Annotated in this window: 24 protein-coding genes; 12 read left to right on the top strand and 12 right to left on the bottom strand. The window is 38.2% G+C overall.

All coding sequences use genetic code 11. The features are described from left to right. Positions 1 to 35 precede the first annotated feature (35 nt). The 3 genes from C9J48_RS26095 (at position 36) to C9J48_RS26085 (ending at position 3,039) form a co-directional block, all read left to right on the top strand. Entirely contained in the window at positions 36 to 704 is a 669-nt protein-coding gene (locus C9J48_RS26095) for a TenA family protein (protein ID WP_006229391.1), read from the top strand. A 308-nt stretch (positions 705 to 1,012) separates the two neighbouring features. Continuing rightward, the gene (locus C9J48_RS26090; RefSeq protein WP_006229390.1) at positions 1,013 to 1,675 is read left to right on the top strand and encodes a potassium channel family protein; all 663 of its coding nucleotides are present in this window, start codon (positions 1,013 to 1,015) and stop codon (positions 1,673 to 1,675) included. Next, positions 1,672 to 3,039, top strand: coding sequence for a TrkH family potassium uptake protein (locus C9J48_RS26085; protein ID WP_006229389.1), 1,368 nt, complete (start codon positions 1,672 to 1,674; stop codon positions 3,037 to 3,039). The genes C9J48_RS26090 and C9J48_RS26085 overlap by 4 nt, the downstream gene beginning before the upstream one ends. Positions 3,040 to 3,135: 96 nt before the next feature. Here the strand turns inward: C9J48_RS26085 and C9J48_RS26080 are convergent, their stop codons facing one another. Continuing rightward, entirely contained in the window at positions 3,136 to 3,720 is a 585-nt protein-coding gene (locus C9J48_RS26080) for a TetR/AcrR family transcriptional regulator (protein ID WP_006229388.1), read from the bottom strand. A gap of 109 nt (positions 3,721 to 3,829) precedes the next feature. Between C9J48_RS26080 and C9J48_RS26075 the strand changes: the two genes are divergently transcribed. Together C9J48_RS26075 and C9J48_RS26070 are read left to right on the top strand one after the other, a co-directional pair. After that, complete coding sequence (locus C9J48_RS26075; protein ID WP_006229387.1) at positions 3,830 to 4,441, top strand: glutathione S-transferase; 612 nt, start codon at positions 3,830 to 3,832, stop codon at positions 4,439 to 4,441. Positions 4,442 to 4,492: 51 nt separating this feature from the next. Continuing rightward, positions 4,493 to 5,161 (top strand): glutathione S-transferase family protein, encoded by a 669-nt coding sequence (locus C9J48_RS26070; RefSeq protein WP_006229386.1) that lies wholly within the window; start codon positions 4,493 to 4,495, stop codon positions 5,159 to 5,161. Between the two features lie 107 nt (positions 5,162 to 5,268). Here C9J48_RS26070 and C9J48_RS26065 read toward each other — a convergent pair whose 3' ends face one another. The 5 genes from C9J48_RS26065 to C9J48_RS26045 form a co-directional block, all read right to left on the bottom strand. Next, positions 5,269 to 5,922 (bottom strand): YdcF family protein, encoded by a 654-nt coding sequence (locus tag C9J48_RS26065; protein WP_006229385.1) that lies wholly within the window; start codon positions 5,920 to 5,922, stop codon positions 5,269 to 5,271. 225 nt (positions 5,923 to 6,147) lie between these two features. Then, complete coding sequence (locus C9J48_RS26060) at positions 6,148 to 6,687, bottom strand: YaeQ family protein (protein WP_006229384.1); 540 nt, start codon at positions 6,685 to 6,687, stop codon at positions 6,148 to 6,150. Positions 6,688 to 6,956: 269 nt separating this feature from the next. Beyond that, positions 6,957 to 7,298, bottom strand: coding sequence for a GIY-YIG nuclease family protein (locus C9J48_RS26055; protein WP_006229383.1), 342 nt, complete (start codon positions 7,296 to 7,298; stop codon positions 6,957 to 6,959). 67 nt (positions 7,299 to 7,365) lie between these two features. Beyond that, the gene (locus tag C9J48_RS26050; protein WP_006229382.1) at positions 7,366 to 8,034 is read right to left on the bottom strand and encodes a YceH family protein; all 669 of its coding nucleotides are present in this window, start codon (positions 8,032 to 8,034) and stop codon (positions 7,366 to 7,368) included. A 284-nt stretch (positions 8,035 to 8,318) separates the two neighbouring features. Continuing rightward, the gene (locus C9J48_RS26045; protein WP_181320840.1) at positions 8,319 to 9,257 is read right to left on the bottom strand and encodes a GGDEF domain-containing response regulator; all 939 of its coding nucleotides are present in this window, start codon (positions 9,255 to 9,257) and stop codon (positions 8,319 to 8,321) included. A 260-nt stretch (positions 9,258 to 9,517) separates the two neighbouring features. Here C9J48_RS26045 and C9J48_RS26040 point away from each other — a divergent pair, with 260 nt between their 5' ends. Together C9J48_RS26040 and C9J48_RS26035 are read left to right on the top strand one after the other, a co-directional pair. Beyond that, complete coding sequence (locus C9J48_RS26040) at positions 9,518 to 9,970, top strand: DUF3069 domain-containing protein (RefSeq protein ID WP_006229380.1); 453 nt, start codon at positions 9,518 to 9,520, stop codon at positions 9,968 to 9,970. 379 nt (positions 9,971 to 10,349) lie between these two features. Beyond that, complete coding sequence (locus tag C9J48_RS26035) at positions 10,350 to 11,645, top strand: winged helix-turn-helix domain-containing protein (RefSeq protein ID WP_006229379.1); 1,296 nt, start codon at positions 10,350 to 10,352, stop codon at positions 11,643 to 11,645. Here C9J48_RS26035 and C9J48_RS26030 read toward each other — a convergent pair. Further along, positions 11,601 to 11,903, bottom strand: a complete 303-nt coding sequence (locus C9J48_RS26030; RefSeq protein ID WP_036802633.1) for a hypothetical protein — start codon at positions 11,901 to 11,903, stop codon at positions 11,601 to 11,603. The genes C9J48_RS26035 and C9J48_RS26030 overlap by 45 nt on opposite strands. Positions 11,904 to 12,151: 248 nt before the next feature. Here C9J48_RS26030 and C9J48_RS26025 point away from each other — a divergent pair, with 248 nt between their 5' ends. Both C9J48_RS26025 and C9J48_RS26020 read left to right on the top strand, forming a co-directional pair. Continuing rightward, complete coding sequence (locus C9J48_RS26025) at positions 12,152 to 14,548, top strand: fatty acid cis/trans isomerase (protein WP_006229377.1); 2,397 nt, start codon at positions 12,152 to 12,154, stop codon at positions 14,546 to 14,548. 440 nt (positions 14,549 to 14,988) lie between these two features. Beyond that, positions 14,989 to 15,669: a cytochrome b/b6 domain-containing protein gene (locus tag C9J48_RS26020; protein WP_006229376.1), complete on the top strand. Its 681-nt coding sequence runs from the start codon at positions 14,989 to 14,991 to the stop codon at positions 15,667 to 15,669. A gap of 116 nt (positions 15,670 to 15,785) precedes the next feature. Here the strand turns inward: C9J48_RS26020 and C9J48_RS26015 are convergent, their stop codons facing one another. Continuing rightward, the gene (locus C9J48_RS26015; protein WP_006229375.1) at positions 15,786 to 16,235 is read right to left on the bottom strand and encodes a c-type cytochrome; all 450 of its coding nucleotides are present in this window, start codon (positions 16,233 to 16,235) and stop codon (positions 15,786 to 15,788) included. A 193-nt stretch (positions 16,236 to 16,428) separates the two neighbouring features. On the opposite strand from C9J48_RS26015, the gene C9J48_RS26010 reads away from it, so the two are divergent. Then, positions 16,429 to 17,253, top strand: a complete 825-nt coding sequence (locus C9J48_RS26010) for a DUF2797 domain-containing protein (protein WP_006229374.1) — start codon at positions 16,429 to 16,431, stop codon at positions 17,251 to 17,253. Positions 17,254 to 17,333: 80 nt separating this feature from the next. On the opposite strand, the gene C9J48_RS26005 is transcribed toward C9J48_RS26010, so the two are convergent. The 4 genes from C9J48_RS26005 to C9J48_RS25990 all read right to left on the bottom strand — a co-directional run bounded on the left by C9J48_RS26005 (position 17,334) and on the right by C9J48_RS25990 (position 19,849). Next, a complete protein-coding gene (locus tag C9J48_RS26005; protein WP_006229373.1) occupies positions 17,334 to 17,957 on the bottom strand; it encodes a putative ATP-dependent zinc protease in 624 nt (207 codons plus the stop codon). 79 nt (positions 17,958 to 18,036) lie between these two features. Then, entirely contained in the window at positions 18,037 to 18,930 is an 894-nt protein-coding gene (locus C9J48_RS26000) for a phosphotransferase (RefSeq protein ID WP_006229372.1), read from the bottom strand. A 247-nt stretch (positions 18,931 to 19,177) separates the two neighbouring features. Beyond that, the gene (locus C9J48_RS25995; RefSeq protein WP_006229371.1) at positions 19,178 to 19,414 is read right to left on the bottom strand and encodes a DUF3389 domain-containing protein; all 237 of its coding nucleotides are present in this window, start codon (positions 19,412 to 19,414) and stop codon (positions 19,178 to 19,180) included. After that, positions 19,415 to 19,849, bottom strand: coding sequence for a hotdog fold thioesterase (locus C9J48_RS25990; RefSeq protein WP_006229370.1), 435 nt, complete (start codon positions 19,847 to 19,849; stop codon positions 19,415 to 19,417). A 189-nt stretch (positions 19,850 to 20,038) separates the two neighbouring features. Here C9J48_RS25990 and C9J48_RS25985 point away from each other — a divergent pair, with 189 nt between their 5' ends. Further along, positions 20,039 to 20,830, top strand: coding sequence for a M48 family metallopeptidase (locus C9J48_RS25985; RefSeq protein ID WP_006229369.1), 792 nt, complete (start codon positions 20,039 to 20,041; stop codon positions 20,828 to 20,830). Between the two features lie 234 nt (positions 20,831 to 21,064). Beyond that, complete coding sequence (locus tag C9J48_RS25980; protein ID WP_006229368.1) at positions 21,065 to 22,696, top strand: methyl-accepting chemotaxis protein; 1,632 nt, start codon at positions 21,065 to 21,067, stop codon at positions 22,694 to 22,696. Positions 22,697 to 23,014: the final 318 nt, after the last annotated feature.

Here is a 23,014-nt window from a genome sequence, read left to right as displayed (position 1 = left end):
GTTATTTATACTCATTTGATAAAAGGTACAATACAATGAATCACTTGGATCTTATTCAGGCTTGCCAGCAAGAATACACAGAATACACAGAACACGCATTTGTTATGCAGCTTGCTAATGGTCAATTAAACCAAGCCGCTTATTTGCATTATTTAAAGCAAGACTTTCTATTTTTAAAGCACTATGCACGTGCTTATGCATTAGCTATATACAAAGCACAAACTCTTGAAGAAATGCGTGCGCCGCTACCAAGCTTACAAGCATTAATTGAAAATGAAACCTGTCATCATGTTACCTATTGCGCACAATGGGGGCTCACTGAAAGTGATATGGAAGCAGAGCCAGAAGCTTTTGGTACTGTTGCTTATACACGTTATGTTTTAGATACAGGTATGGCTGGTGATCTAACTGATTTATATGTTGCCCTTGCACCTTGTGCTATCGGTTATGCTGATATTGGTAAAGCATTAATAAGTCATCCTGATACTGTTATTGATGGTAACCCCTACCATAGTTGGATTGAGCTATACAGCGGTGATGAATTCCAGACGGGTGCCCGTGCAGGTATGGATCGCCTTGATACTATGATGGCTGATATCGACTTGAATAGCCCTCGAGGCCAACGTCTTTGCGAGATATTCAAAACGGCAACGCGCATGGAAATAGCCTTCTGGCAACAAGGCTTAGATGCAGCTAAAGTGTAAACAGCCCCTAGTTAATACGATACGCTAGGGTTAAAAAGCGACTTGAGTGCTCGATTTATCATGGCATAAATCGGGTACTTTTATCTTTAGTACTTGTTAGATCGCTTTTCATACCTTTGCAGTTTTATTCTGAATTTTATTCTCGCCATTTTTTATTATCCTCTTTTAGTTGCCCCATAAAGCGTTGTCACTTATTCTTTTCACCTACACGTACCCAAGATACTTCAAGGTGCTTATTCAGCGAAAACTTATTGTTTTTTAAATAATGCCTCTGAATCTTGATTGTAGAAATATTGAAAGGAACAAATATGGGCCCTGAACAAAAACAATTTGCCATTATTGGTTTAGGTCGCTTTGGTATGGCGCTTTGCGAAGAATTAAGCCAAGAAGGCGCACAAGTTCTCGCCGTTGATATCAATGAAACAAATGTAAAAAAAGTCGCTGATATTGCCACGCAAGCCGTCGTTGCTGACTGTTCAAATGAAGAAACAATTTCAGAACTTAAATTAGATGATTATGATCTTGTGATGGTATCAATTGGTGAAGACGTTAACGCAAGTATTCTAACCACTCTTGTACTCAAAGAAGCCGGCGTAAAATCTGTATGGGTTAAAGCCAAAGACAGATACCACGCAAAGATATTAACTAAAATAGGGGCTGATAAAATCATACGCCCCGAACGTGACATGGGAATACGTATAGCTCGAAATATGCTAGATAAGCGTATTTTTGAATTTGCAGATCTTGGCAGTGGCATAGCACTAGCTGAAGTGCTCATCTCTTGTAAACATCTTGGCAGTAAACTAAAAAATCACCCTTGTTATATAAAACCAGAAACAACGCTTCTAGCCCTGAAACGCGGTCCTGAAATACGTAAGGACCCTTCGCCAGATACAGAACTAGAAACAGGTGACTTGCTTATTATTACGGGTCCTAAAGGTAAGTTAACTGACATACTAAGACACCTATGAGCATCATCCCAAATAGGGGAACCATCTTCCCCATAAAAACCAACAAACACGGTAAACGATGGTCTGAACCTAAGATCATCTTCTTCAGCTTTTTGGCTATTTTACTGCCATCTGCGATTCTTCTTACTCTACCTTTTTTTTCTATTTCAGGGCTAAGTTTCACTGACGCTTTATTTACAGCTACATCTGCTATCAGTGTGACAGGTTTAGGTGTCGTCGATACAGGATCTCACTTTACACTTAGCGGAAAAGTCCTCTTAATGCTACTAATGCAAATCGGAGGTTTAGGGCAAATGACCCTTTCGGCCGTTTTGCTTTACATGTTTGGTTTGCGCCTTAGCCTTCGTCAACAAGCATTAACAAAAGAAGCGCTCGGGCAAGATAAATTCATAAACTTACGCCGCTTAGTTAAACATATTATAATTTTTGTGTTGATTGCAGAGTTAATCGGTATGTTTTTCTTAGCACTTCGATGGGTACCAGAACTCGGTTGGAAGGAAGGATTATTTTCAGCACTATTCCACTCTATCTCTGCCTTTAATAATGCAGGGTTTTCACTGTTTTCCGACAGTTTAATGTCTTACGTTAGTGACCCACTGGTAAACATCACCATTGCCATGCTATTTATCTGCGGTGGTCTTGGTTTTACTGTTATTTCTGACTTAAATCGCAATGGTCATAAAGGCTTCAGATTTCTTCAATTACACACAAAAATTATGCTGGTTGCGACGCCTTGTTTACTGTTAATTGGTACCGTTTTGTTTTGGCTGCTTGAGCATAACAATGCTAATACTCTAGCCCCATTAAGTACGGGTCATCAATGGCTTGCTGCTTTTTTCCAATCAGCAACAGCACGTACTGCAGGTTTTAACAGTATTGATATTAGTCAACTTACCCAACCTGCATTTCTAATAATGATTATTCTAATGCTAATTGGGGCTGGTTCAACCTCGACAGGTGGTGGTATTAAGGTATCAACCTTTGTTGTCGCTGTCGTCGCAACTTGGTCTTTCTTACGTCAGCAAAATCATGTTTCTCTGTTTAAACGTACGGTGCCCTCCCAAACGGTTACAAAGTGCTTAGCAATCATTGTTGTGAGCGGGATCATTCTAACAGCGGCAATGTTTCTATTGATGATCACTGAGAAAGCGCCGTTTGAACAGGTCATGTTTGAGACTATTTCGGCATTTGCGACAGTTGGTGTTACTGCTGGCCTTACGGCCAATCTATCTGAACCAGGGAAGCTAATAATGGTTGTAGTGATGGTAATTGGGCGCATTGGTCCATTAACACTTGCATACATGCTGGCAAGACCTAAACCAACATTATTAAAGTACCCTGAAGATAATGTATTTGCTGGGTAATTTTACTGAATCATAATTCTGACCAATATACTCAGGTTATAAACACAGCAGGCTTTCAGACTGCCTGCTGTGTTTAATTAAATCCGAAAACAATTATTAATTACGTAACGCATCTAGCATAGCGATTAATACAACCATTGCATCATCAATATAATCGTACTGACGTGCTTTACCTAGCACTCGAATTCCTTGCATTTGCAACACTAAAAATCGGCTCATCTGTTCAACATTCACATTGTGACTGATTACACCATCCTGCTTTGCATTCTTTAATGCTTGACCCAATGCTGTATCTAACTCGGTATAGAGCATTGTGCCCGTATTAAGTACTTCATCATCACTATATGCACGCTCTAGAATCGCATTTTGCATAAAACAGCCGCACTGTTGTTCTCTTTGCAATAAAGCAAAACGCTGAAGGTATACTTTAATCGCTTCTAACCCTGCATCACCCTTCCCTAATTCCGTTAAAGACGGAAAAGAAATCTGAGTTAAATAGTAATCAAGGCATTCGTGATACAAGGTTTCTTTATCAACATAGGCGTTATACAAACTAAAACGATTAATGCCTAAATGATCCACCAGATCGGCAATCGAGGTATCTGCATAGCCTTTATGCCAAAATAACTCCATTGCGGCGATAAGTTTTTCTTCACGATCAAAATTTTTGGTTCTCGCCATTTTAGCCCCTCACACAACACATTACGTTTTCTATTGATCTTTTTCTTGACTGATCGTTCTGTTATTGCGTAAATTATAATCTAACCGATCGTTCTGATAAAGGCTTACCATGAAAATTTATGAATTAGCACCCGCTCCAAGCGCTCGTAGAGTCAGTATTTACCTTGCAGAAATGGGGATTGATGTTGAACGTGTCAATATTGATATACGTGGTGGAGAAAACCTGAGTGAAGCTTTTCAGGCGATCAGCTTAAACGGAAGAATTCCTGTTTTAGAATTGGATGATGGCACTACAATCTGTGAATCTATCGCTATTTGTCGTTACTTTGATTCTGTCACTCAATCAAAAACATCACTCTTTGGTGATACACCAATAGAGCAAGCAAAAATTGAAATGTGGCAACGTATGGTCGAATTTCAAGGGCTTTATGCTGCGTTTCAAGCATTCCGTAATATCACAGGTATCTATGAAGATCGTGAAACGTGCGTAACAAGCTGGGGGCATGAATCTCGCCAACGAGTTATCGACTTCTTACCGGTTTTAAATAAACAACTCGCAACGTCTGCATACATCGCTGGTGATAAATTCTCGGTGGCAGATATTACTGCATTTGTAATGTGTGGCTTCATTAAAAACTTAGAAATTGAAGTCGACGACGCATTGCCTAACCTCTTGAATTGGTTTGATCATGTTAGCCAACGTGCATCCGTTCAAGGCTAAAAGCAGCAACGATAACGACAACAGCAATGATACGAAGAAGGGATTAAAGTTATGATCGATCTATATACCGCTGCAACACCGAATGGCTTTAAGGTTTCAATCGCACTTGAAGAAATGGGATTAGAATACCGTGTTCATCATTTGGATTTGATGTCTGCCGAACAAAAGCTTCCAGATTTCCTAGCTATTAATCCTAATGGTCGTATTCCCGCGATTATTGATCGTGATAATGATGATTTCGCCGTATTTGAATCAGGTGCGATCTTACTTTATCTTGCGGAAAAATCGGGTAAGTTCATTCCAGCTGAACCTAAAAAACGTTCACAGGTGATCCAATGGCTGATGTTCCAAATGGGCGGTGTCGGACCAATGATGGGACAAGCGAATGTCTTTTATCGCTACTTTCCAGAAAAAATCCCAGCGGCCATTGAGCGTTATCAGAATGAAAGTCGTCGCTTATTTGAAGTCATGGATGTTCAGCTAGCAAATAATAAATACTTAGCAGGCGATGAATATTCAATTGCGGATATTTCCACATGGCCATGGGTAAGAACTTACGACTGGAGCGGCGTAAGTATTGAAGGTTTACCTCATTTACAACGCTGGGTTGATGAGTTGGCTGAACGTCCTGCTTGCCAAAAAGGAATAGTAACACCACCGTCTTCCGAGATGAGCGATGAAGATCGCGAAAAAGAAATTCGTAAAATGGTAAGTCAATAGCGGCATTTGTAATTTACACCCAAGCTATTGAAACTAAATAATTAAATGCAAATTAGCACCGAGAACGAATTTATCGCCTCGGTGTTGGTGTTTCTTTAACGCAACGTTTAGCTTGCCACATCAACAAGGTGCTCATCAAAACCCAGAGCAACCAAACACTCAAAAGCTTTCCACACATCTTGAGGAATATCTTGCGCAATAGAGTAACCATACTGCGGGTAATATTTAATGCGCTGTAAATCCCCTAGCATCACGTTAATCACATCAGAATACGACAGGCCTTCATTTGGGTATTCATCGAATGTAATATTAGGTGATGTCACAATGATCTCTTTTCCTGGCCATTGCCTCATGACTGTCGCAAAGGTTCGGCGTTCCATAAATGGCTTCTGTACTAAAATCATTTTATTGGGTGTCAGATCTTTTGATTCAAGTAACTCACGAGTGAATTGAACATTCTCCCCCGTATTCGTTGATTGAGGTTCAATAAGAATCTTTTCAAGTGGGACACCCATATCTGCCGCAATATGAGCAAAGTACTCTGCTTCAGAGCAACCAAATAAGCCTTTCGTTAACTCACCTTCTCCGCCAGAAAATACAATGTAGGGTGCATAGCCTGCCAAATAGAGTTTCGCCGCATGCTCTGCAACTCTTACGTCATTGCTACACAAAACAAAAATACAATCGCTTTTTTCTAATGTTTGATTAAGAAGATGGTAATCCCAGATTTTCTTAGCAAGAACATGTACATGCTTTGGCATAAATGATTCCTTCTTAATTCAAAATAACGTGAATACGCTTTACACAAATCAGCCTCACGACAATTTAGCAAATAAAATAAGAGTAACTAGATTGCATAAAGAATGTGAATTGACGATGACAGTAACAATTACTGTCATCGTTTAAACACACTTAATTTAACAAGAAATTGAGTAAGATTCAGGGATCAAGACTTATATTTCAAAAATAGAAATGTGCGAGGGGGTTTAGCGGTGCCACCATTCAGGGGTAATAGTGATACTTGTGTCACCAGAGGTTAACCAAGCTTGCTCACTTTCAATCGTTAGCTGAATCTGCATTGTACGAGCAAGAATCGATTCAAGCTGACTGAGTGTTTCATCATCAATGTAAATAACAGAAATATTATCAGACTGCGTTATTTTACTCTTGTTTTGCTGCCACCAAGCTGTTGCTGCATTATTGCCATAAGCAAAAATGATCACTTTTTTAGCACGGTTTGATGCTTTACGGATGCGTTTTTCATCAGGAAGACCAAGGTCAATCCAAAGCTCAATTTCATCACTTAGGCTTTTCGTCCAAAGATCAGGCTCATCTGTCGAACTCATCCCTTTCGTGAAGGTAAGGTTTTCATCTGCATTTAATGCCCATGCCAACAAACGCAACATTAAACGTCGATGTGTTTCTGATGGATGACAAGCGACAGTATGGGGTACATCTAAGTAAACGTGACGATCCATATCTGCTACGTTGATATGAGCTTTGTAAATAGTGGCTTTTTGTGCCATAGGAAGAACACCTAACAGGTATATTAATAAGTATAGTATCAGTATGGTTGTACTACATTTTTTATCTATTTTTCAATGTGATAAACACCAATAAACCTCAAAAATACAGCTGTATTTTGAAAAATAAAAGTGCTAACTATTGATGGTCTGTATAGTTACCAACCAGATTTCGCTGTTTGATTTGGTAACTCAAAGAAAAGATTAAACCAAGCACAGCAATTCTACGTTATTCCGCAAGTAATGTACGGAATTTTGTTATAAACGCAGTTTTAGGGGATAAGCATTTTTACATTCAAATGCTGAGTAATGATCGCTTCTTTTTGTATTTTAGGTAGCTGTTTAATACGATATTCAATTTGCATTGCTAATCGCTTATCACCCACTTCTTCATACCATGCTAGAGTCAGTGGTCCCTTCCCTTTTAAGTACTTTGCCCCTTTTTTCCCAGATTGATGCTCAGTATAGCGCCGCTGAACATCTGTTGTGACACCACAATACAAGGTATTAGATACCGTTCGAATCAAGTAAACCGACCAGATTGATTGCTGATTATCTAAAGAGGCAAGCTTGTTATCAACATCCTCAGGAGGTATTACATCTTGATTTTTCATAGTACTCTACACAATATAAAAAGCTCGGCATAAGCCGAGCCACATAGTTGTTGAAGGTATCTTTTCTTTACGACGTAAGCGATTCTAATAATTCCTTCAATTCAGCTATTTCTAGCTTCATTGCTTTCACTTCTTCTTCTAACTCTGCAAGTCTTTCATTATTGACACTGGCAAGCCCAGTAGGAGAAGTCAATTTAGCCGCTGTAGCTAACGCTTCAATATCAACGTCACCACAGAATAAGTGCATATAACGGCAATCACGTTTACCCGATTCACGCGGTAATTTAACCACATAAGGACCTTTCGCATGCTCTGCTAAACCATCTAAAACGGCTTCAACTTCTTTTACGTCACTGAACGTACACAAACGATTCGTACGGGTACGTATTTCACCAGCACTTTGAGGCCCACGTAATAACATAACGCAAACTGCTGCAAGTTCTTGGGCCGTGAACTTTAAAGAGCCAAATTCAGTATTACAAAAACGATGTTGAAACTTTGATACACGGCTACCAAAACTAGAAACATCATTGATTAAACGCTTTTCTTTTAGCTGCTCAACAGTATCGAGTACTGTTGCTTCATCTAACGCCATTACTGGTTCACGATTGCTCTTCTGATTACATGCTGTCGTGAGTGCATTCAGTGTCAATGGGTATTGATCTGGAGTCGTTACTTCTTTTTCAAGTAAACAACCAATCACACGCACTTCATTTTGTGAAAAGTTAATATCCATGATCTTCCCTCACCCTATTAATTATGATTATCGCTCTATGTTTAATTGAGAGTATTTAAAGCAAACATAGTCGCAAAGTCTATTAGCAGATTAGCATGAGATGCTATAACGACAAGGGTTGATAGGATCAAGTGATGGAAATTTAATCATTAGGTAAACAAATATCAGACTTACTTCAAAAGTTGCCATATTAAGGCACTGTTCACAAACAAAAAAGCACAACCCGTTACGTTATGCCCATGCTTTCTCCGCTAACTTTCAAGCTCAGATAAAACCAGTGTCAATTATGTAAACTCAGCCGCAACAAAACGATTACGCCCTTGCTCTTTAGCTTTATACAAGACTTTATCGACAATCTCATACATCTTCTCAGCCGTTTCTAACCCTGTTGGCACCCAAGACACCATACCTTGGCTCACCGTTACAATATTCGATGTCGCTGACTGAAAGTGTGGTATTGCTAATCCATTAATACTAGATTTAAGCCTTTCGCACTCTTTCACAGCTCGAGTTTTATCACAATTACTCACTAAAATAACAAACTCTTCGCCGCCATAACGTGCAGCTAATTCCCCAGCACGACTAAAGTTAGTCTTTAGCTCGCCAGAAACTAACTGTAAACAACGATCACCATCAAGGTGACCATAATAATCGTTGTAATCTTTAAAGTGATCAACATCAATCATGATAATAGTGAGAGAAAGCTCATGCCGACCATGCCAAGAAATAAACTCGGTCAGTTTTTGATCTAGAAAACGTCTATTCGCAATCTGAGTCAACCCATCTTCATTAACTTGTTGTGATAACAGTTCATTCACTTCTTCTAACTTCACCGTCGCTTGTTTTAATTGATGACGCATAGCAGCAATACGTTGCATTGCTTTTAGTTTCGATGCCAATACAATTTTATTTACAGGTTTGACTAAATAATCATCCCCGCCCATATCTATTGCTTTTGCTATCATTTCAGGTTCATCATGACCACTTAAAAAGATAATTGGCACCCAATCAGGGTGGTCACTTCGAATTTTATGAGCAACTTCCATCCCGCTCATATCAGGCATACTGATATCCAACAATAATAAGTCAGGATCGAAAAGAGGATATCGCTCAATGGCTTCATGCCCAGAGCTAACCGCTTCAACAATATGACCTAATCGCTGCAATCTCATTGCAAGTTGCATGCGTTCTAAATGAACGTCATCAACCAGTAAGATACGCATTGCTTCCATGAAAGTATCCTATTGATATGAATCTACTTGTATTCATCATAATTTATAGCACACCTGCTGTCTATAAACAGAACAATGCCAACCTAACCTTGCAAAAAACGTTCATTTTCTACTATAAATTATCTAACGTGATCTAGACTACGTTTTTAAATCTACGAGATTTTATCTCTGAAATTACATGATATGTTGACATTTGATGTTAGAAATATAGGATTCCCCTCCTTAAATCATAAATGCTGTAGGAAATGGCTATGTCTGAGATTGAAACAAAAGACGAGCAACTAGTTAATGAACCAACATTGACTCTTGATGAATGTTCACCAGAATTACGTCAAGTCGTTGCATTCGAAGAAGTACCTGAAGAACTGATGGATATGCTAATCAGTGTTTATATGGTATCCGAGCCTACTTCCCGTGAAGCATGGAATAGCATGCCAGGAAGTGCACAGAATGTTCTAGATAACTTTGAACAATTCCACGCACTTGTTGCACTAAGCCAGAGCTACTCTGGTGTTGATTTCCTTGGTGAAATGCAGGAAACAACACTGCCAGATCACATGAGCGAAGAAGAGCAACAGGAATACAAAGCTGTATTACTTGATAAAGTTCTTCATAACTGTCTAAAAGATCTGTGTAAGCAGCTAAAACAAGCTCGTCGTAATCCTCCAATGAAGCGTGAGTTTCAAGAAATTTTCAAGAAGTAATTCTTGCTAATAAAAAGGGAAGTACTCACTTCCCTTTTATTTTCTTCAATAATACACACGTTGTTTATTACTTTTTATTTTGACAAAAAAAGGATTGTTGTCATATTACCCAACAAGAATGATATTTGTACGCACTATTCTTTTATATTTAACTAAACGTGCAATTATTGAACACCACTTATGAGTTTTTTATCATCTATCTCTTACCGCTACAATAAAATAGATATACTTTTCAAATAGATAGTATCTTTAATTTTGGTGGATTTATAACTATATGATTCGTGACTCGTAAAAATGGTTTTTAACTTATTTCGTGATAATATCAAACCCTTATGTAATTCAATGATAGTTGAATGTTCTTCATTAGTTAGAGGTATGAATGTCCAGCACTGAGCAGATTAAGTTTCGAACAGATATTTGCTATGTTCCAAGTCTTGGCATCCTAAAATCAGCAGATTCGACTCAGAAACTAAACCTTTCTGAGCAGTATATTTTGGCGTATCTGATCGAAAATTATGGTCGCCCCGTAACAAAAAATGAATTACTAAAAGCAGGATGGCCAGATCGCATCGTAACAGAAGCCTCTTTATTTCAGGTTATTCGCGCTTTACGCGTAAAATTACATGAAGAAAAAAAAGGCGATATCATTGAAACCTTACCTCGAGTAGGATACCAAGTTCGTGATTTCGTACGGGAAGAAGTCAATTTAAATACAACTGTAAAATTAGCAAACTCTGATAAAAAGAAATCACCATTATTCATTGGCTGTGCCATTTCTGGTGCCATTGTTATTGCTGGTTTATCTTATTATTTCTTTCCCGAGCCAGAACCAACGCCAGATAAATACATCATTGCTGAAGATGTTATAAGTACTAACCAGTTAACGTTCATCGGTAAAACAAAAGCTGATATTGTTGATCTAAGAACAAAAACAATTGAAATATATACAGAACACAAAATGTTTTTTGATCCGTCTTTGATCATAAACCGAAGGGTTATTGGGTATAAAAATAAAGACCTTTATTCATTTGCATGGTGTCGTCTTAATGACCAAGATGACTGTATAGAGAACAGCGATTTCTCTTATACCGTCACAGCTGAGAATTGGGAACAGTTCTCAGACTTTCTATCTAGGAATATGAAAACAAGCCGTGAAACCCCTATCATTCAAACTGAGCTGGCACGTGAACCTACCGCACAGGCCTTCATGAATTATCTTGATGGCTCGGGTATTCATTCAAAAGTTATCCATTATTATATTTCTAAAGAGCAATCAGGCGCATTGAACTACTCGTTTATGTCATTCATCACTGAAGACAAAAGTGATTATCATCATGCATTGTCTATTCGCGCAGCCTCTGTTCAAAAATATGATAAAGCACCGTCTCAATTTTTAAAGACAGTAATAATTACACCTGAAATGTTTCATTGGTCGTATCAGCCAAGTAAAGAAATCATAGAAAGTAAATCAGTTGCTTTAGCTACAGAAAAAAACATGCAAGATACCTATTTAAATAATACGCCGACCTTTACATATCTTGTTTACCAACAAGATTACTTAAACCTTATTTTAAGTGATGATTCGGGATCGGGGTTGTATTGGCTGCATAATAGTGAAAAAAACGCTCGATCACTTGAGTCCACGGTAAACCCAGAAAATACCTACCAAGATTAGTAAGCCAGGGATCAATACATTCCACATGATCCCTATTCCTACCAGCCCCCAAAGTACGATCGCTGTAATCATGAATACTGCAGCCGTTTTAGCTGCCCCCTTCCAATTGGCACTCATTACCATATCAACAATACCGGTAACACCCAGTAAAATGAGTAAACCTGGCCACCACCAACCCGTTAAGTAAAGTAAACCAAAACCAATAAGAAAAATACCTGAAGACACTCCATCTCGCCCGACGGATCTTAACCCAAACATACTCCCCCCTTACGTACACATCGATGCTAGCTTAACGTTATAAACTTTCTTATTACAACGACAATACACCACTTAAACTCAGTACGGTTATAGCGTTTTGATATAATTAGATTTTATACTATATTATTTACGTGCTTATCATTTTATATCATTTAATTAATACCTTTAAAATCAGTACCTTTTGTAAAGATTAAGCAAAATTTGATTAGCCAACATCAATAAATAAAAAGTAAATAGGTTGATAATCGATGATGTATAAACCTTTTTTTAAGCACTACACACGTGCAATTTTAATACTAGCTTCCATTATATTTTCTGGATGTGCTGCTTACGCGGGTTTAAATTACAATAAGCTATATGGTAAACCCCAACCTCAGCAACGTATGTTAGATGCAGATTATTTTCAGGCTCAACACTATGTTAATGATGTTAAACCGATAATAGACAATAGGTGTGTCGTCTGCCACGCTTGTTATGATGCGCCTTGTCAGCTGAAAATGTCCTCGGCTGAGGGTATAGACCGTGGCGCCAATAAAGATAAAGTCTACCAAGGCACACGGTTACTAGCCGCAAATACAACTCGAATGTTTATAGATGCACAAACAACCACAGAGTGGCGTAATAAAGGCTTTTCGCCTGTCTTGAATGAACGTTTACAATCACCAGAAGCCAATACACAAGCTGGTGTTATTGCCCGAATGCTTCAGTTAAAACAAAACCACCCTTTACCGAATAATGAAATTCTTAATGACTCTTGGGACTTTTCTCTCGACCGTGATCAACAGTGCCCTACCATTGAAGAAATGAGCACCTATGAAGAAAATTACCCTAAGTGGGGAATGCCTTACGGTTTACCGCAAATATCAAGCATTGAAAATGATGTTTTGATGCAGTGGGTTTCGGTAGGTGCACCAATGACGACCGTCGCTCCCCCTTCAAGCTCTGAACTTGAAGAAGTGGAAAAATGGGAAACATTCTTAAATCGAGATTCGTTAAAACAACAACTAACAAGCCGTTATATATTTGAACATATTTTTGTTTCACACATATATTTCGATACAGAAGAAATACGTAAACAAGGAACGCCGACCTTCTTCAAATTGGTAAGATCTACAACAGCACCCGGTAAGCCGATTGATCTGGTCGCCACTCGCCGACCTTACGGTGATCCCAACGTAGATCGCGTCTACTACCGCTTAGAACAAGTGCGCGAAACAATCGTTGATAAAACACATATGCCATATGCACTTAATAATGAAAAGCTTGATCGAATAAAGTCTTTGTTTATTGCACCTAATTACACAATATCGGCCTTACCAAGCTACAAACCCAACGTAGCTGCAAACCCGCTAACAGCCTTCACTGAATTGCCAGTTGAGGCACGCTATAAGTTCATGCTTGATAATGCACAAAATACGATTATGGCGTATATAAAAGGCCCAGTATGTAGAGGACAACTTGCACTCAATGTTATTAATGACCGCTTTTGGGTATTTTTTGTTGATCCTGATATGTCTAATTTCACGCAAGTAAACTCATTTTATCGTTCACAAGCAGCAAACCTTCACCTTCCAGCTGAAAAGGAAAGTAATACTGTTTCTATTAGTAATTGGATTCGGTATTCCAAACAACAAGGTCGATTTTTGCGTGCAAAAAATGCATTCATGAATGAACGGTTCAAACAAGGAGAGCACCTAACCACTCAACTCATTTGGGATGGTGATGGCACAAACACAAACGCAACTTTAACGGTGTTCCGCCACTTTGACAGTGCATCAGTTGTTCAAGGCTTAATAGGAGAGCAACCGAAAACGGCATGGGTTATCGATTATTCACTGTTAGAGCGCATTCATTATTTACTCGTCGCAGGTTTTGATGTTTATGGTAATTATGGTCATCAGTTAAGTACACGTATGTACATGGATCTTCTTCGGATGGAAGGGGAATCAAATTTCTTATCATTTTTACCTACAAAAAATCGCCATCAAGAACTTGCTGATTGGTATCAAGGAGCTAACCAAGACTTAACCAAATACCTCGAAGGTGATATCAATAAGTTCGACCAATTAACAGGCGTAACTTATACAACAACTAACCCTAAGCATGAATTATTACAAATGCTAAGGAAACGCGTCGAAAATGTAACGCCGACACGTTATTCGCTAGAATCAACACTACTTTCAAATGAAAGTAAGGAGTCTCTTCATAAGATCAGTAAATTACGAGGAGAAGATGCCTCTATATTCCCTGAGCTCACTTTTATTATGGTTGAACCAGAAGACGCTTCTTTAGATCCTCAGCTCTTCACCTTGATAAGAAATAGTGCCCATAAAAACATCTCTAGCTTATTTGATGAGAAATCAAACAGGCAATATAAACGCGATACAGTGACAATCGTTAACGGACTATTGGGAAGCTACCCCAGCGCTTTTTGGCTAATAAAAGAAAGTGAACTACCAGCCTTGGTAGATCAAGTGCTAAAAGTGAAAACCAATGGTGACTATGAAAGGTTATTAGATAAATATGGGATTCGTCGAACAAATCCTTCCTTCTGGTCTTTCAGTGATGTACTGATTAAACAGTACAAGATCAACTACCCTATTGAGTCAGGCATTCTTGATTACAACCGTATTCAAAACAGATGAGTAGCTTGTTTTAGGTGCATTGACTCTGTTATACCGTTCTATGTAAATAATTTGAATCAAGTATTTGTCTAGATTCGTATTTAAGCTAGTAGAAAGTTTCTACTAGCTTTTTTATATAAATTAATTGTAAAAAAATGCAACAAATGTAGTACTAGATTGTTAATTTTGAGAAAATATCACGTATATAGCTAACGTTATATCAATCTGGATAAGTAAGTGATCATAAATTTGTTCAGGAAAAATCGATAAGAACAAGACAGAAATTGAAGTAACTAGTGGTTCTAATTATAAAATTTCTAACGCCGTTATGATCGATTTTAGCCAGCAAGAATGAACAGATACTTATTTAGGTTGATATTATACCGTTGCGAACAAAATTTCCGGTTTCATATTTATCAAATCAATCATAACCGGCCTATCACAATCTAATGGAAAGTATTATGAAAGTATCAACAGCAATCTGGGATAGCTTTGTTCGTGGTTATCACTGGCTTCAAGTCTTGTGTATTGGCGGTTTATGGTACACCGGTACTGAAGGGTTAATGGACTGGCATTTTGCTATTGCTTACTTCCTATTAACGCTTTTGTTAACACGTATTATTTGGGGTTTTATTGGCAGTGACACTGCAAAGTTTCTTCTTTTTGTACGTTCTCCACGTGCTGTTCTTCAATATTTTCAATCAATGCGTAAGAAACAAAATGATGATGTGCATTTAGGCCATAACCCTGCTGGCGGATATATGGTTTTAGGCTTCTTCATTTTACTCGCTACTCAGCTGATTACCGGTCTTTTTGCTAACGACGATATTATATCTGAAGGCCCTTTAGCAATGTACATTACCGGTGAAGAAAGCAGCTTGATGACCGAGATTCATGCATTGAATTTTGATGTAATGCTCGGTGCTATTGTTTTACATCTTGTGGCTATTTTCTTTTATCTATATAAAAAAGATAACCTAATAAAACCAATGTTCAGTGGTCGCAAAGAAACAGCCACAGAAATCGATACAAATACAGCTCCGAAAATGGTCAATGGCCTTATTGGCTGGATAGTATTTGCCACAATAGGTTCTGCTGTATATTCATACTTAGCAAAAGACATTGTTGCTTACCTTTTTTAAACCCCAAATTTAAAGGTAAATTACAACAGACACTAAAAAACACCGAACGCAGTATGATTAAATGTCATCTACCTTCGGTGTTTTACTATCAGTGTTACTATTATTTCACCAAACGTTTAACGAAACTTGTAATCTGTATGGCAAGACTTACAGTTTTTAGCGGCAACACCAAACGCTTTTTTAGTTGTTCGTTCATCACCTTCTGATGACACTTTTGCCAACTGCGCCAAATCACCTTGGAACTTTGTTAATTTACCCGTAAAACCATTCCAATCACTCCAGATTTCAGGCTTAGCTTTCGTATCACCTTTGTCAGAGCCTTCAACATTAAATGCCTCTTCAGGCATCAGGGATAGCAGGGAAATATACTGAGCACGTTGAGCAAAAACGTCTTGGTTCCAATCTTTACGACCTTTTACCATTTCAGCCATATCACCAAAGTTTGCAGCAATCATTGTAAATGCTGATTGACGATAGTGAATCGCATCTTCTGGCTTTTCAAACGGGCTAGCTACAGCAGTTGTTGCGACAAGTACAATACTGCTTAATAGTAATTTTACTTTCATTGCATCCATTCCATATTATTGTTATATCAGCAAAATGATACCAAGCAATAATATATAGTAAACAACTCTTATCAAAAAAATAAGAAAATTCACATAACATTTCACATAAATGAACAATTTTAGTACGTGTTATTTTTTTATGCCCCTGCTACGCAGTAACTGTTAAAATGAAGTCATTATAAAAGCAAGATAAATGAGCAAAGTCATGCAAGGTACATTAAGCAAAATGAAGTCAACGTTAGGCGATGTGGTTGAATACTACTTACCTATCGGCGAAGAACAATTAGCACTAAACCCATTGATTGGAAAACATCTAAAGTTGACTCACACTGGTAATATCTTTTGTGATGCCTGCGGTAAAAAAACCAAAAAAAGCTATTCTCAAGGTCATTGCTTTCCTTGTATGAAAAAGCTTGCCCGTTGTGACATGTGTATTATGAAGCCAGAAACATGCCATTACGCCAAGGGAACATGTCGTGAACCTGAATGGGGCGTGGCAAATTGCATGGTGCCTCATTATGTCTACTTATCGAATACCTCAGCTTTAAAAGTAGGCATTACACGCCATACTCAGATCCCTACTCGCTGGATAGATCAAGGGGCAACACAAGCACTTGCCATTTTAAAAGTAAAAACTCGTCAAATTTCAGGTTTAGTCGAAATAGCCATTGCTGAAATGGTTGCCGATAAAACAAACTGGCGTGCAATGCTGAAAGGCGATAATGACGCTATCGATTTGAAGCAAGAAGCAGAAAGACTGCTACCTGAAATTGAAGCTCGCATTAAAGAGATAACAGACTTATACGGTGATGATGCTGTTGAACGTCTTGATGGTGAAATTGTTGATATTAAGTTTCCGGTTACTGAATATCCAACAAAGATAACGTCGCATAACTTTGACAAAGAGCCAGTTGTAGAAGGCACATTAGTTGGTATTAAAGGGCAATATTTATTCTTTGATACGGGTGTGATTAATATTCGTAAGTTTTCAAGCTATGAAGTTCTTGTAGAAGCTTAATTAATATCGCGTAGATTGCAGTAATTAAAAAGCGGTGACTCACACCGCTTTTTTAATAAACACATCTTATTGACAAGGCCTTATTTCACTTTAGGTTGTACGTAGTTTCTTTTTGCATCACGTACAGCAACGTCGCGAGTAAAGTTTTCTCCCAACGTTACACCAGAGCCTTTAATTAAAATAAATTCTGTTTGTTCGTTTAATTCACCCAATTTGGTACGTAGTTTAACAACAGCTTGCTTATTATCGTCGCCATTAGACTTCGTCCAACGAACAACAGGGCGCTCTATCGATTTTCCACCACTTGTAAATTTAACCCAACTTTTGCCGTCACGTTCAAAGTTTTCAACATCTGATGTTCCAATTGTCGATACTTTGCTATTGGTATTAATCTTCACTTTGACATGTGTCTGCACTTCATCAAACCAAACCCACTCTTGTGCACCAAGAATTAACTTCCCATCTTTAGTTTTCGTCACGACAGGTACAGGTTTGGGTTTCTTTTCAGATACAGGTTTAACCTCTGGCAAAGGCTTAATTTCTGGTTTAACTTCTGGAGTTATCACTTCAGGAATACTTGGCTCAACAACAGGCACTTCAACCTCTTTACCTACTTCAGGCTGTTTTCCTGGCTCCTGAATACTTTTTTGCTGCGCACAGCCAACAAGTAGCAACACACAAAAACCAGTAACAATCTTTTTCATTTATCGCATCCTTGGCACATTTTAGTTGACCATCTATTAGGTAACAATAATATCTAAAGTCATGATTATCCAGAAAGATTTACGCCTGCTTATAAGCAGTGTTAAATCGATCAAGTTTACTGTTAATCCAAGATTCATCATACCAGCCGATATTACGGCTATGTTTAGCGTCGTCCCACAAGCCTAAAAAGTAACGACGAATCTCAAACCCTTCAATTAATGGAGATTTTTCATGATAACGAGCAACTAATTTTAAATCTTCTCTTACATCAAACAAGTGAAAAATATCAAACTCTTTATGTTTAAAGCCGACATCGCAGGGATCAAGTAATCCTGATATTTTATATGTTTTCGGGTCAAAAAGAACATTTGCAATGTGGCAGTCATCATGAACAAAAGAAGATTGATTATTAATCGGCGTTAATATTTCCGTTTTTTTCTCCCACAAAAACCTGTAAGCATCTTTTAATTCACAGGAAAATGGTGAAGCACTACTTAGTACATACCGCAAGACAGGATACATCCACTGATCAAAAGCATCGATCAAAGATGGCTCAAACTTTTCAGTTGTAACTTCAAACCCTCGGGAGTCAGTGTGTTCATGTAATGCAATTAATATGTTTGTATAATCTTCTCGGAACGTTTCTATCACTTTGGGGTTATTAGGTAATTCATAAGCTGATATACCTTCTAGCCATTCAATTAGCATGTAATCGTAGCCCTCTGAACGACCAAAAAAGTACACTTCAGGCACAGGGCAAATCACTTTTTTTTTCAATAATCCAAGAGCTGTAACCTCTTTCTCTATTCGCCCAAATTCACGAGAAAATTTCACTACCACTTTTCCTTTGGGTGAAATAAGAAAAACAACCCAGCCATAAAATGTTTCTTGAATATTACTCACGTCAGGCTTTTGGCTAAACATCGCTTGATAAGCACTTTCAGCAATTCGCTTTAGCTGGAGCTTATTCATAATAACATCCTTATTCTAACCTAACATTACTGACCACTTTAAAAATTTTATTCCACTAAAGAATAAACATAAAATCTATTATAGTTTTAATTACGTCAACAAGAGTGCAATAAAACGCATAATAATACTAGCGATTTATTTAAATACTAATTTAGTAATTAAGAAGAAAGAAATATTCGCTAACCATATAAAATAACGGTGACGTTATTTAAAAGAGGTAAGTAATACCTCTTTCTATATAACGGTATTAATATTTTTGTATAGCAATTCCAATTTCGTTAGACAGTTCCTTTAACTGCTCTTCATTGTCTAATCGTATAGACCAGTTTATTCCACTTCCTGTTGCTGTTATTACATTAGCACCGCCAATCAATGTAACTTCATCGACTTGCGCCTGCAGTGTCACTTTTGCAGCGCTTTCAATACGAATAACAAGCTCATGTTGATTGGCTATAATTTTACCTTCTGAAAACGTCATTAACATTTATTGTTCATTCTTCTTATGTTGCATCACTGCCATAGTAATTCGACTAGTACAAACAAGTCGCTCTCTCTCGTCACTAATTTCAATTTGCCATACTTGCGTTGTAACACCGATATGAAGTGGTGTGGCCTTTCCCGTCACATTGCCTGTTCGCATAGCACGAATATGATTGGCATTAATATCTAAGCCAACACAATATTTTTTTTCATCAACACACATATTTGCTGCAATTGAGCCTAATGTTTCAGCTAATACCACCGATGCTCCACCATGTAGCATACCAAGTGGTTGATGCGTTTTAGGCTCTACTGGCATGGTTGCCGATAGGCTATTATCATCAAACGATGAATATTTAATCCCTAAATGTTCAACCAGTGTATTCGATGAAGTTTGGTTTAGGGTGTCGAGCGTAAAAGCTTTCTTCCAAATTGTCATTAAAATGCCTAATGTCCAGTTTGTTTTACTCTGTAGGTAGAATACCAGTTAACCGTCTTAATTCCATCGAATTACCCCTCAGCTATTCAAGATGCATATAAATAACAGTGATTGATCTAGTACTTGTATAGATAGTCACGTCATAATAGATACATAATTTATAATTAAGGAATGGAAGGAGTCATTCATATGAAACTACAGCATCCTCTATTTTTAACGGCATTAATAGCATCGTCACTGACTCTTACTGCGTGCTCGAGTTCTCCCACTGGCCGCCAGCAAGTTTTGCTTTTTTCGGGTAACGATATGTCTCAGCTTGGTGCTCAGTCATTTGAAGAATTGAAAAAGCAAGAGAAGATCAACACTGATGCTAAAACTAACCAATACGTTCAATGTGTTACAAGCGCAATCACTACACAATTAGGTCCACAACCTGACTTTGACCAATGGGAAGTCGTTGTTTTTGATAGCGACCAAGTGAATGCATTTGCACTCCCCGGCGGTAAAATTGGCGTCTATACCGGGTTACTTAACGTAGCTAAAAACCAAGATCAATTAGCAACGGTTATTGGTCATGAGATCGGTCATGTAATGGCGCAGCATAGTAATGAAAGGTTATCTCGTAGCCAGCTCGCAAACGCAGGTTTAGAGCTTACCAATATTGCAATGAGCGGTACGCAATACCAAGGTGCAGCAATGGCTGGTTTAGGCTTAGGTGTTCAATATGGCGTACTTATGCCTTATGGACGAGCCCAAGAATCTGAATCAGATATTATTGGATTAAGGTTAATGGCTGAGTCAGGGTTTGACCCATACCAGAGTGTTGAGCTATGGAAAAATATGGCAAAAGCATCGGGAGGAAATCAGCCTCCAGAGTTACTATCAACTCATCCATCTCATGCAACGCGTATTGATGATTTAAAAGCTGAAATAGCTCAACTACCAGCAACAAATACCAAGCGACAAAGCTGTACGTTATAGACATTACGACTAACACAGAATAATGCCGTTCAATTAATGTGAGCGGCATTGCTTTACCCTTCTAAGTATCTCTAAAGTTATTAATATTACGGCCGCTACATACCCTAAAGCGATAACTGCATATCTCTAGCGATTGCTACACTCGAATCTCGCAGTTTTAAGCCGTATAGACATATATGCTGTGCAATTTTAACCACTCTTTTCTAGATTAATCACTCTTTATAGTTGGCTGTTATGAACATAAATAACTTAACAATCAGAACAAAGTTCTATCTTTTGATTGGCGTGATTTTGTCAATCTTTGCTATCTCATTGCTTTTTATCAAATCAGCCAATGATCGAATTGCTAACAATTTCAATCAATTTTATACACAAAACTTCGCGGTTTCATTGTTATTTGAAGAAGTCAAAGATACACAAACCGAGATTATGTTGAATGTTCGAGGATTGCAGATTGCTTACTTGCTGAACCTTTCGAATCAGGTTGATGGTTATGTGTCGAGTATTAATAAAAACATGGCGGATACCCCGCAGTTATTAAATGCCTTATCCAAAGACTTTGCCGGTGATGCAACGACTACGACTAAACTTAGGCAGGTAGTAACAACTTTTCAGAACAATTCATCGGCTTTCATTAAGGCAATGGAAAATGCGCCAGATAATAAGGCCCCTTTTTCTGTATTCTCAGATTACCGTGATGCATATTCCGCCCTTAACGAGTTCTTTCATGATTTTCAAAAAATGAATTATAGTGCAGCGGATACCGCAAATAAGGACGCCAATAATGCAATCAGTTATGCGAATTATGTCTTCTATTTATCCATCATCATTTCAGTCGCCATCGCTGTAATCTTTAGTCAATTTTTATCAAAAAGAATCACTAATAGTATTAAGCATGTAATGGATACTGCGCACGCACTGGCCAAAGGCAAACTCAATGTGTCGTGTGTTGTTGACGGAAAAGATGAAATAGCCGAACTCAGTCGTGCATTGAATACCACCATCCAAAACCTGAACAATACACTTTCTGCTATCAATAGCTCGACGCAGATTGTCGATACCAATAGTCAAACACTACTAGAAGCCAATAATAATATTCAAATTTCAGCTTCTGAAGTGTCTGATCACACTGTACAAGTTGTAACGGCCATTGAAGAATTGACGATCACCAGCATGAATATTGCCGACAATACTTCTGAATCAGCGCAAACTTCAGATAGCATGGCGGTGCTGGCTAACAAAGGGATCGATTCTTCAAATCAGACCAAAGACGCCGTTATTAAACTGGTTGGTAATCTGAATGAAACTGCCAATGTCGTTGGCCTGCTAAAAGACGAATCAACAAGAATCGAAAGTATCCTCGATGTAATTCGTAATATTGCCGAACAAACAAACCTCCTTGCCCTCAATGCAGCCATTGAAGCTGCACGAGCTGGTGAACAAGGACGTGGATTCGCTGTTGTTGCCGATGAAGTAAGAAGCCTTGCTCAACGTTCGCAATCATCAGTGAATGAAATCGAAGCCATGCTGAATCAACTCAGCTCAGCTTGTGAAAATGCAGTTAAAATGATGTTTGACAGCACTGAAATTGCCACATCAGCTGAAGGCAAAGTGGTAGAAAGTAACCAGATGATTGAAGACATTCTAGAGTTGATTCATCAAGTCAATGATCAGACTCAGCAAATTGCCACTGCCGCTGAGCAACAAAGTGCTGTCGCGACAGAGATCAGCGGTAACATGCATACTGTACAAGAATTGACTCAAAAATCAGCAACCATTTGTGCCGAAACAGCAAGCTGCAGTGATGAAATGAATCAGGTTAGCAAGCAAGTATTAAAACAAGTTCAATTCTTTGAACTTGGCTAGTCCACCCTACTCATGACTGTCCAACTTACTGCATCTCTGGTGATGCAGTGGTTGGCTCTGTGGTTAACATTAAGCGGATGTACTTCAGCATAACTTTGTGACAAAACCGTATTTGCCAATCCTTTGCAATATACGACGGGGCAAAGAAAAATAAATAATAAAACTTGATAGTGGAATTAAAACATACTGATAACTTTTTATAATAGCTGTCTCTTATACACATCACACACTGCCCTCTCCCAGCAGCCTCCTAATTGTAAGAGGTGGGATATGTCTGTAAATGAAAGTAACAAAGTAGGATGGTGAGTATGAAGAGTG

The sequence above is a fragment of the Photobacterium profundum genome, assembly GCF_003026285.1.
GTDB classification, from domain to species: Bacteria; Pseudomonadota; Gammaproteobacteria; order Enterobacterales; family Vibrionaceae; genus Photobacterium; species Photobacterium profundum.
This window is presented reverse-complemented; position numbering and strand designations above follow the sequence as displayed.

Bases quoted from the DNA above. Each gene is read 5' to 3' on its own strand.
- C9J48_RS26045 (WP_181320840.1), bottom strand. From the start codon at position 9,257: ATGCGTATCTTACTGGTTGATGACGTTCATTTAGAACGCATGCAACTT.
- C9J48_RS26000 (WP_006229372.1), bottom strand. From the start codon at position 18,930: ATGAATAAGCTCCAGCTAAAGCGAATTGCTGAAAGTGCTTATCAAGCG.
- C9J48_RS26090 (WP_006229390.1), top strand. From the start codon at position 1,013: ATGGGCCCTGAACAAAAACAATTTGCCATTATTGGTTTAGGTCGCTTT.
- C9J48_RS26015 (WP_006229375.1), bottom strand. From the start codon at position 16,235: ATGAAAGTAAAATTACTATTAAGCAGTATTGTACTTGTCGCAACAACT.
- C9J48_RS26040 (WP_006229380.1), top strand. From the start codon at position 9,518: ATGTCTGAGATTGAAACAAAAGACGAGCAACTAGTTAATGAACCAACA.
- C9J48_RS26025 (WP_006229377.1), top strand. From the start codon at position 12,152: ATGATGTATAAACCTTTTTTTAAGCACTACACACGTGCAATTTTAATA.
- C9J48_RS26020 (WP_006229376.1), top strand. From the start codon at position 14,989: ATGAAAGTATCAACAGCAATCTGGGATAGCTTTGTTCGTGGTTATCAC.
- C9J48_RS25990 (WP_006229370.1), bottom strand. From the start codon at position 19,849: ATGACAATTTGGAAGAAAGCTTTTACGCTCGACACCCTAAACCAAACT.
- C9J48_RS26035 (WP_006229379.1), top strand. From the start codon at position 10,350: ATGTCCAGCACTGAGCAGATTAAGTTTCGAACAGATATTTGCTATGTT.
- C9J48_RS26060 (WP_006229384.1), bottom strand. From the start codon at position 6,687: ATGGCACAAAAAGCCACTATTTACAAAGCTCATATCAACGTAGCAGAT.
- C9J48_RS26075 (WP_006229387.1), top strand. From the start codon at position 3,830: ATGAAAATTTATGAATTAGCACCCGCTCCAAGCGCTCGTAGAGTCAGT.
- C9J48_RS26085 (WP_006229389.1), top strand. From the start codon at position 1,672: ATGAGCATCATCCCAAATAGGGGAACCATCTTCCCCATAAAAACCAAC.
- C9J48_RS26005 (WP_006229373.1), bottom strand. From the start codon at position 17,957: ATGAAAAAGATTGTTACTGGTTTTTGTGTGTTGCTACTTGTTGGCTGT.
- C9J48_RS26065 (WP_006229385.1), bottom strand. From the start codon at position 5,922: ATGCCAAAGCATGTACATGTTCTTGCTAAGAAAATCTGGGATTACCAT.
- C9J48_RS26010 (WP_006229374.1), top strand. From the start codon at position 16,429: ATGAGCAAAGTCATGCAAGGTACATTAAGCAAAATGAAGTCAACGTTA.
- C9J48_RS25995 (WP_006229371.1), bottom strand. From the start codon at position 19,414: ATGTTAATGACGTTTTCAGAAGGTAAAATTATAGCCAATCAACATGAG.
- C9J48_RS26095 (WP_006229391.1), top strand. From the start codon at position 36: ATGAATCACTTGGATCTTATTCAGGCTTGCCAGCAAGAATACACAGAA.
- C9J48_RS25980 (WP_006229368.1), top strand. From the start codon at position 21,065: ATGAACATAAATAACTTAACAATCAGAACAAAGTTCTATCTTTTGATT.
- C9J48_RS26050 (WP_006229382.1), bottom strand. From the start codon at position 8,034: ATGGATATTAACTTTTCACAAAATGAAGTGCGTGTGATTGGTTGTTTA.
- C9J48_RS26055 (WP_006229383.1), bottom strand. From the start codon at position 7,298: ATGAAAAATCAAGATGTAATACCTCCTGAGGATGTTGATAACAAGCTT.
- C9J48_RS25985 (WP_006229369.1), top strand. From the start codon at position 20,039: ATGAAACTACAGCATCCTCTATTTTTAACGGCATTAATAGCATCGTCA.
- C9J48_RS26070 (WP_006229386.1), top strand. From the start codon at position 4,493: ATGATCGATCTATATACCGCTGCAACACCGAATGGCTTTAAGGTTTCA.
- C9J48_RS26080 (WP_006229388.1), bottom strand. From the start codon at position 3,720: ATGGCGAGAACCAAAAATTTTGATCGTGAAGAAAAACTTATCGCCGCA.
- C9J48_RS26030 (WP_036802633.1), bottom strand. From the start codon at position 11,903: ATGTTTGGGTTAAGATCCGTCGGGCGAGATGGAGTGTCTTCAGGTATT.